This is a genomic window from Paenibacillus sp. 01L418 (genome assembly GCF_056400045.1).
Map to the genome: position 1 here is coordinate 17,533 of NZ_JBFTSN010000055.1, position 9,548 is coordinate 27,080.

General features: G+C 47.0%; 7 protein-coding genes and 1 pseudogene. All 8 read left to right on the plus strand.

The features are described 5' to 3' along the window. Window positions 1–23: 23 nt before the first annotated feature. Entirely contained in the window at window positions 24–1,571 is a 1,548-nt protein-coding gene (gene purH / locus AC1DSE_RS10390) for a bifunctional phosphoribosylaminoimidazolecarboxamide formyltransferase/IMP cyclohydrolase (protein WP_477510460.1), read from the plus strand. A 192-nt stretch (window positions 1,572–1,763) separates the two neighbouring features. Further along, window positions 1,764–3,029: a phosphoribosylamine--glycine ligase gene (gene purD / locus AC1DSE_RS10395; protein WP_477527655.1), complete on the plus strand. Its 1,266-nt coding sequence runs from the start codon at window positions 1,764–1,766 to the stop codon at window positions 3,027–3,029. Window positions 3,030–3,227: 198 nt separating this feature from the next. Next, window positions 3,228–4,157, plus strand: a complete 930-nt coding sequence (locus tag AC1DSE_RS10400; protein WP_477510462.1) for a polysaccharide deacetylase family protein — start codon at window positions 3,228–3,230, stop codon at window positions 4,155–4,157. Window positions 4,158–4,186: 29 nt separating this feature from the next. Further along, window positions 4,187–5,632, plus strand: coding sequence for a hypothetical protein (locus tag AC1DSE_RS10405; protein WP_441884078.1), 1,446 nt, complete (start codon window positions 4,187–4,189; stop codon window positions 5,630–5,632). Between the two features lie 25 nt (window positions 5,633–5,657). Then, a complete protein-coding gene (locus tag AC1DSE_RS10410; protein ID WP_477510463.1) occupies window positions 5,658–6,512 on the plus strand; it encodes a response regulator transcription factor in 855 nt (284 codons plus the stop codon). Continuing rightward, window positions 6,509–7,903 (plus strand): sensor histidine kinase, encoded by a 1,395-nt coding sequence (locus AC1DSE_RS10415; RefSeq protein ID WP_477510464.1) that lies wholly within the window; start codon window positions 6,509–6,511, stop codon window positions 7,901–7,903. The genes AC1DSE_RS10410 and AC1DSE_RS10415 overlap by 4 nt, the downstream gene beginning before the upstream one ends. A 350-nt stretch (window positions 7,904–8,253) precedes the next feature. Then, window positions 8,254–9,075 carry an alpha/beta hydrolase gene (locus AC1DSE_RS10420; protein ID WP_477527656.1) on the plus strand — a complete coding sequence of 274 codons (822 nt, stop codon included), beginning with the start codon at window positions 8,254–8,256 and terminating at the stop codon, window positions 9,073–9,075. Window positions 9,076–9,328: 253 nt separating this feature from the next. Next, window positions 9,329–9,548, plus strand: a pseudogene (locus tag AC1DSE_RS10425) (hypothetical protein); the annotation flags it as partial.

Below are 9,548 nucleotides of genomic sequence, written 5' to 3' on the forward strand. Positions count from 1 at the left end.
CAAATAGATGAGGAGGGATTTGCATGGCAATTCGCAGAGCGTTAATTAGTGTTTCGGATAAGTCAGGAATCGTGGAGTTTTCTAGAGAACTGGCTAGCCAAGGTGTGCAAATTATTTCGACGGGCGGTACATTCAGCCTGCTGCAAAAGGAAGGCATTCCGGTTATCGGTATTTCCGATGTAACGGGCTTCCCGGAGGTTTTGGATGGTCGTGTCAAAACGCTTCACCCGGCCGTACATAGCGGCTTGCTCGCGGTGCGTGACAATGAAGAGCATCAGAACACGATGAAGGAGCTTGGTCTGGATTACATCGACCTCGTTGTCGTTAACTTGTATCCGTTCAAAGAAACGATTGCGAAACCTGATGTTTCCTATGAGGATGCAATCGAAAATATCGATATCGGCGGCCCGACGATGCTTCGTTCAGCTGCCAAAAACCACGCATTCGTAACGGTTGTAGTAGATACAGCCGACTACGGTACGGTGATTGAGGAATTGAAAGCACAAGGCGATACGACGCTTGAGACGCGCAAACGCCTGACTGCCAAAGTGTTCCGTCATACTGCGGCTTATGATTCCCTTATCTCTGATTACTTGACCAAGCAAGTGGGCGAATCATTGCCTGAAACGTACACCGTTACTTATGAGAAGGTACAGGATCTGCGTTACGGCGAGAACCCGCACCAGAAAGCTGCATTCTACAGCAAGCCGCTTGCAGCAGCAGGCAACGTAACGACTGCTGAGCAGCTGCACGGCAAAGAGCTTTCCTATAACAATATTAGCGATGCCAACGCTTCACTCGCAATTCTAAAAGAATTCGATGAGCCAGCGGTCGTTGCTGTCAAACATATGAATCCTTGCGGCGTAGGAATCGGCGCTACAATCCATGAAGCTTATCAAAAAGCTTATGCAGCAGACCGAACGTCGATCTTCGGCGGTATCGTAGCTGCTAACCGTACGATCGGTGCAGACACAGCTGAGCTGCTTGGCGGTATTTTCCTCGAAATCATCATCGCGCCTGACTTCACGCCTGAAGCGCTTGAGATTTTGACGAAGAAGAAAAATATCCGTTTGATGAAGCTGGGAGAGCTTTCGGCAGCTAGTGAGCGCAAGCCGGAATGGCTTGTTACTTCAGTTGACGGCGGTATGCTCGTACAAGAGAGCGACGTTCATTCGGTAACAGAAGCAGATTTGCAGTTTGTAACAGATCGCAAACCGACTGCGGAAGAGCTGAAACAGCTGCTATTCGGCTGGAAAGTTGTTAAACATGTTAAATCGAATGCGATTTTGCTTGCGAAGGACGATATGACGATTGGCGTTGGTGCTGGTCAAATGAACCGCGTAGGCGCAGCACGCATTGCAATTGAACAAGCTGGCGAAGCGGCAAAAGGAGCAGCACTTGCATCGGACGCATTTTTCCCAATGGGCGATACGGTAGAGCTTGCTGCCAAAGCTGGCATCACGGCGATCATTCAACCAGGCGGCTCAATCAAAGACGAAGAGTCGATTGCTGCTGCTAATGCGAACAACATCGCGATGGTGTTCACAAGCGTACGTCACTTTAAACACTAGAACCTGGCGCAGCTATTCAAATAGGCAGCCGCACGTTAACGACAGACAGCTGGCGCGGGCGGCGGCTGCATTTTTTAAAATAAGTTTGTTAGCTTATAAAGGGCTTGTTTTTATTCGTCAAAGCTGCTTCAGCGTACAAAGGTCGCCGAAGGCGTTTTTACTTGTATTTAGTCATTTGGGAGGTTATCGGTTATGCGTATTTTGGTAGTTGGCGGCGGCGGACGAGAGCATGCAATCGTATGGGCGCTTAAGAAAAGCGAGAAGGTAAAAGAAATTTTTTGCGCACCGGGCAACGCAGGCATTGCTCAGCTAGCTGAAATTGTACCGATTGCGGTCAATCAATTTGATGAGCTTATTCAGTTTGCAAAGGATGCTGCAATTGATCTTGTTTTTGTAGGTCCAGATGATCCGCTTGCAGATGGTATCGTAGACGCATTCGAAGCAGCAGGAATCGTGGCATACGGTCCTCGCAAAAATGCGGCTGAAATCGAAGGCAGCAAAATTTTCATGAAAAATCTATTGAAAAAATACGATATTCCTACGGCGAAATATGAAACATTCACCGACTATGAATCAGCGTCCGCTTACCTTCGCGAGCAATCCGCTCCTATCGTTATTAAAGCTGACGGGCTCGCAGCTGGCAAAGGCGTTACGGTTGCAGCTACGCTAGAGGAAGCGGAGCAAGCGCTGCGCGACATGATGGTTGATAAAGTATTCGGCCAAGCAGGAAGCCAAATCGTTATCGAGGAATGCTTAGTAGGGCAAGAGATGTCCATTCTCGCTTTCGTTGACGGTGAGACGGTGCGCGCTATGGTTCCAGCACAGGATCATAAGCCCATCTTTGATGGAGACAAAGGGCCAAATACAGGCGGCATGGGTACCTATACACCGCTGCCTCATATCGATCAAGCCATCATTGACGAATCGATTCAGAACATCATCATTCCAACGGCAAGAGCGATGGTCAGCGAAGGCCGTCCATTCCGCGGCGTTTTGTTCGYTGGTCTTATGATTACGAAGGACGGTCCAAAAACGATCGAATTTAATGCTCGCATGGGAGATCCAGAAACGCAGGTTGTACTGCCTCGTTTGCAAACGGATCTGATCGACATCGTGCTTGCATCGCTGAATGGCAATTTGGATCAACTTGATATTCAGTGGAGCGAGGAAGCAGCCGTTTGTGTTGTTGTCGCATCGGAAGGGTATCCAGCTTCTTATCCAAAAGGTCGAGTAATCACCGGTCTTGCAGAAGCAGAAGCGCAGGGAGCACTTGTGTTCCATGCTGGAACAGCTGAGAAGGATGGGCAATTCGTTACGAATGGCGGACGCGTTCTAGGTATCGTTGGCCGCGGCCGCGACATTGCAGAGGCTCGTGCACGCGCGTATGAAGCGGTTAGCGTGATCGATTTTGAAGGCAAGCAAAACCGAACGGACATCGCAGCTAAAGCACTAATCTAAGTTGCTTAGTACGAAATAAAAATATGGTCTTTCCTTTATTTTGGTCAACCAGAAATCTCTGGTTGGCTTTTTTTTATTTTCGCCTATTTTTGTGCCAAGTGTGTCAAAATCACTCGAAAGGTGTTACTAATTTGTAACTCTATCAATATGCCGCAGCGTTACAATGAATCTATCAGCGAGGAATAGAAGGTGAGTGTAATGAAAAAAGTAAGACAGCGTCGTTTTTTGTTTTTAGGAGTTCTATCGATTGTAGTAATCATGAGCCTCAGTGCTTGTGGGGCAAAAGGCGGATTAAGCTTATCAACGCTTTTGACAGGTGAGAAAAATCCCATTGTAGATAATGGGAACAACGAGAAAGGGCCAGAAACGGGAAGCGGAACCACTGGTGACGGAGATGTCGTTATTATCGGCAACAACGGAGGCAAAGACGGTGATATCATTCATGGCGATGTGGATAATAAGCCAGTCGAACCRGACAAGGGAAAACCTGAAGTTCCTGTAACGGAAAAGCTGGACAAGCCGGATCAAGTTATAGCAGCATCAAAGCCTGACAAAGGTAAAAAACTTATCGCGCTCACGTTCGACGATGGTCCAGACAAGCGTTATACAACCGATATTTTGGATATCCTGAAGGAAAAAGGAGTTAAGGCCACTTTCTTTGTAGTCGGGCAACAAGTTACGAAAAATCCAGAAGTGCTGCAGCGTATTGTAGACGAAGGGCATGCAATTGGCAATCATACAAACAATCATAAGGATTTGTCTAAGCTAGACGAGCAGGGAATTATTGAACAATTTAAAGAAGCGGACAACGCAATTAAAGAAGCAATTGGCATTACACCAGCAATGGTTCGTGCGCCTTATGGGGCAGTATCGGATACGGTTAAAGCATTAGTGAAAGAAAATCATCGTGAACTAATTGGCTGGAATATCGACACGCGCGACTGGGCGGGCACCTCGTCTTCCGATATGATCAAAATGATTAAGAAAGAAGCCAAACCAAATGGTATGATATTAATGCATTCTTTTGGAAGCAAACATGTTAAAAATACGGTACACGCTTTACCTGCTATCATTGATCTTTTGGAAAATATGGGTTATACGTTAGTGACTGCCGATCAATTGGCTTAACTGGGAACATGCACGAGGAGGCTGCAACGTTGGATAACGCAAGTGATAGTAATGTGAGAAATAGGCGTGGACCAATCATGAGATGGAGCTTAATGCTCGGTGGCTTGATTCCACTCCTATTGCTCGCAGCTGGCTGTCGTTATACAGCCGCGCCTGCAGATCTTCTGCAGAAGCCTGCTATTTCACCCGAGAAACAGGCTATCGTGCAGGCAATTGAAAAAAATTTACCGGATTACAGCAAGCTGACACTTCCTCTTAGAGAGGATCATATGGAAGCCATACGCCTCATTGATGTGGACGGAGACGGAACGGAAGAGGCTATCGTTTCTTATTACAATGAATACAGTTCACCTGAGTTAATGGTGTTCAAATATACGAATTCCGTATGGAAGCCGTGGGTGCTCATTCAGCAGCCGCTGGCCAGATTAATCGATTGGCTGAAAATAGAGGATCTCGATAACGATGGTCAAATGGAAATCATGATCGGGTGGATCGGAGCTTTTGACAGTCCGAATGTTCTCGAGATTTATTCGTTTAAATCGAAGCCAGTTCGCAATGATGTCGGCAAATTGACATTGAAGCCTATGGAGACCTTGCCTTATTCTTATGGAGATACGGGCGACATTAATGAAGATGGACGAATTGAGCTTGCGATTATATCGGAGATTGGTACGAATCAAGAAATGGCGCTGCCTGAATTCCATTTAACCATTTACAATTGGATCAACGGGAGCATGCGGGAAATACATACAGAGAACCTGTATAAAGAAGTGAATAGTTATGATCGTTTGCTCATTGGACGGATTTCACCTACTCGTAGAGGTATTATTTTGGAAGCGTCGACCGGCGCGCATAGTACTTATACCACTATGTACGTTTGGGAGCGAAACAAGCTCAGGCTCGTTTATCCGAATCGTTCTATAGGGCAGGAAGGAATTAGCGGAACGCCAACGATGAGCAAGGATATAAATGGCGATGGCATTTTTGAACTGCCATGGACGAAAGAGGCTCCGGGTTATTCAGAGGTTCCTTATTCCGATTCCAAATGGTTGGATGAATGGATGCAATGGGACGGTAAATCTGATTTTGTGAAAATAACAGAGGAATTTTCTGATTATAGTTATGGTATACAGCTTCGTATACCTGAACAATGGTTAGGCCGTTATACGATGCACAGCTTGAACGAGCCGCATGCCCTTGTATCCATCGATTACTGGAATGAAAAATTGAATAAGACAGCCAAGCTGGCGACCTTATATGCAGTACCGCAGAAGCAGTGGGATAGCGTTGAATCAACTTGGAAGCAGCAATCTAAACGATATCGGCAGCTAATGACGGACAGCGGCAATGTTTTTGCGGTTTCATTCGTAGTGGAAGCTCCAGCCGAGTGGCCTGAAGCAGACCGGCAAGCTTTTAGCGAGATGGCAGGGGTAGAAGCAGAGTTTGCATCTTCGCTTACTATCCGTAACGATTAAGAGAGAAAAGCGGGTGCTTTAAGCTATGCGTATATTATTGTTGGAGGACGAGGAGTCCATCCGCGGCTTTGTCCGCATTAATCTAAAGCGCAACGATATGGAAGTGATAGAGGCGGAAACTGGCGAATCAGCGTTAGCGCTTGCAGATACAGAAGGGCCTATCGATATTGCGCTGCTCGACGTTATGCTGCCGACGATCAGCGGGTTTGAAGTGTGCGAGCAGCTGCGTGCCCGCTATCCGCGCATGGGTATTATTATGCTAACGGCGAAGTCGCAGGAAGAGGATAAAATTCATGGGCTGGAGCTAGGTGCAGATGATTATGTGCAGAAGCCTTTCAGTCCAGGCGAGCTTATTGCGCGGATTAAGTCGCTCTATCGGAGAATGAAGCCTCAGCTGGATGATCAGGAGCAAGAGGTTGGTGCTGCATCTGAATCGATTGCGGCAAGTGAGGGAGTGTCCCGTGGCGAAGCAGCGCCTATAGCGGCAGCGACATCTGCATTTAATGTACAGCGTCCGATAGAAGAACAGCAGCCTACGACGATTTATGGAAGCGGGGGCTTTCATCATCAGGAGCTGCATGTACAGCCGTTCCGGCTCTCTGTAGCAGAGCGGAAGCTGTGGAAGCAGGGCAAGGAAATTATTTTGACGCCTACGGAATGGACGCTTGTACGACTATTGATGGAACGAGTCGGCGAGAGCGTCAGCCGAGATCATATTTTGACAGAGGTATGGGGCAGATATTATGTTGGAGATCTTAAGGTAGTGGACGTGAATATTCGAAGAATTCGCCAGAAAATCGAGAAAAACCCATCCGATCCAGCCTTTATTGAAACGGTTTGGGGTTATGGTTATCGGTGGAAGCGGGGCGGCAACGAATGAAAAGCGTACAAACGAGAATGGTGTGGAGCTATTTGCTGCTCATCGTGCTTGTCGTCAGCGTACTTGGTGGCGTGTTCGCAGCATTAATGTGGAACTACTATTACGGAAGCGCGCAGAGCTCCGTTAAACAACGTGCGGAGTCGGCGTTAACACTGCACAGCCGTTCGCTTTCCTCGCTTACAGTGAAGGATCAGGGCGATTATATTTTGCAATACATGGTTGAAAGCGGCACTAGGCTGCAGCTTCTTGACAGCACGGGGCAAATTCGGATCGATTCCGACGGTTTTGCACCAGATATTCGTTATACGACTGCTGACGTAAAGTCCGCGATTGCAGGGACAACGGGAAGCTGGCGGGGAGTTGACCCTTATTATGGAGAGCGGGTCATGTCGGTCACGATACCGCTTTGGAATGAAACACGGGTCGTATCCATGCTTCGTTATTCAGCTTCCTTAAATCAAGTAGATGCGATGGTGAGCTTGCTTATCCGGATGGCAACAGCGGTTGGTATCGGAGTTGTCCTGTTGTTTCTTGGCTTAAGCTTGTTTCTCGCCCAGCGAATCGTCAAGCCGATTCGAGAGCTTACACGAGCGGCGCGCTATATGGCCGAGGGAGATTGGACACATCGGGCTATTCAGCGGAATGATGATGAAATTGGTCAGCTAGCGGAAACGTTTAATGCCATGGTATTAGAGCTTAGCAAACGTGAGAAGCTGAAGGATGACTTTATTTCTTCGATATCCCATGAGCTTCGCACCCCGCTTACATCGATTAAGGGCTGGAGTGAAACCTTAAAGGAAAGCGAGCCTACCGAGGATGATGAAGAGGTAAAGCTGGGCTTATCCATTATTAGCAAGGAAACGGAGCGCTTATCGGGGCTGGTTGAAGATTTGCTCGATTTCTCGAAGCTGTCGGCTAGGACGATGGAGCTGCATAGTGAAGTGCTTGATTTCAATGGTCCGGTTAAAGAAACGGTTAATCAGCTAGGGGTTCGCGAGGAGCATACGCGGGTACGTATTTTGGCTAACTATGGAAAAAGCCCAATTGTTGTTCGAGGGGATGCGAATCGGCTCAAGCAGGTAATCATTAATCTAATTGACAATGCGCTCAAGTTTACACCTGCTGGCGGCACCATTCATGTAGCAACGACCATCGAACAAGATAGCGCGATGCTCACGATAGCGGATACAGGCTGTGGGATTGAAGCAGAGGACTTGCCTCATGTCACTGAAAAGTTTTATAAAGCGAGTACCGGCCATGGCGGATCTGGACTCGGACTAGCTATATGCAAGGAGATCATTGAGCTCCACGGCGGTCAGTTAACCATTGACAGCGAACGTGGAGCCGGAACAATTGTGACGATTCGAGTGCCGATCATGCATGAGGAATAATCCATTCCCTCAGCTGCTTGCGGTGCTCTTATCGTCATTCTTTATAGAACAGCAGCTTGCGGTTCGCATATACAAACGATATCGCAACTGCGATTCCTATAATAAGCAGCAAGGATAGCCAGTGATCCTTTATAAAGGCAATCCATAAAGGCATAGCTTTGCACCTCCTAAAATGTGAATCTGCCAAACATATGGGTAGTATGTCCCGATTAGGAGCAGTATAAAGTTTGCTGGTTTTATTTTCTTTGTGAGATTGACAGGTACAGAGCAGTGATGATATTATGGTTTTAATATTAATTCATAGTATACGGGTAGGAATTATTATATATAGGCTTTCAGGAGGTTATCGGATGGAAAAGCACTTGACGCTGCGACATAACGAGCTTGAGCTTGCGGCAACGCTGCATTACCCTACGGATGGAAATAAAAACGATTCAGAAAAAAAACAAGCCATCATTATTTGCCATGGATTCATAGGCTCTCGCATAGGCGTTGACCGTTTGTTTGTAAAAACGGCTAGAGCGCTTGYGGCGCAAGGCTCTTATGTCCTTCGTTTCGATTATGGCGGCTGCGGCGAGAGCAGCGGTGATTACGGTGCTCTCGGCTTTGATTCCATGGTAGATCAGACTAGAAGCGCGATTGATTATTTATCAAGCATGGAATGTGTTGATCCGCTCAGAATCGTATTGCTTGGCCACAGCCTCGGCGGGGCGGTAGCGATTATGACAGCAGTTAAAGACAAGCGCGCTAAACGTCTTGTGCTTTGGTCGCCTGTTGCTTATCCGTTCAATGATATTGTACGGATCGTAGGACGCAGCAGCTATGACGATGCTGTAACTGGAGGAAGCTCCGATTATCAAGGGTATACGCTGCAACCTGTATTTTTTGATTCGCTGCTTCAACACCAGCCTTTCCAAGCAGCTACTAAATTTGGCGGCGAGGTGCTGCTGGTTCACGGTACTAGCGATGAGCTTATACCTGTCGATTACAGCTTCTTATATCAGAAGGTGTTCTGGACCCGCAATGAGGGCCTTTGCGATAAGGAAATTATTTTTCAAGCGAATCACACCTACTCCGCTCGCAATCATCAGGAGGAAGCGATTCGCGTAACCTCAGATTGGCTAAACGGACTTGATAAACAGCAAGAAGAATGGCATCACTGGAGTATTTAAAGCGGTATGAACAAATAGAAGGGGCAAGTTCTTGTTAACCAAGAGCTTGTCCCTTCTATTTTTTTGCCGCACGTCCATGCGGTGCTAAGACCAAGCTTTCTGTCAGGAAATTGGGATATGATATGAAAAATTTGGATTTTTTAACCTGGAAAGCAACTTATTTGTCGAGACATACGTCCTCAATTGTGTTTAAATGGAAGTAATATGAAAACGAATACAAGCTATGTTTTAGCGGGAAAAGGCAGGTAAACGCATGAATAAAAGAATTCGAAAATCGGCAGTTTTGCTATTATTATCGCTTATACTCCTTATTACAGCTTGCAGTGGAGGGAAAGGCAGCAACGATACACCGACAGAGACAAATGATATTATTGATCCTAATAGTACGGATGAGCCAGTGACAGATCCGACGCCGCTCCCTTATGATGCTCCACTAAGCGGACTGAAGCTGGAAAATGCGGCAACCTCAAGAC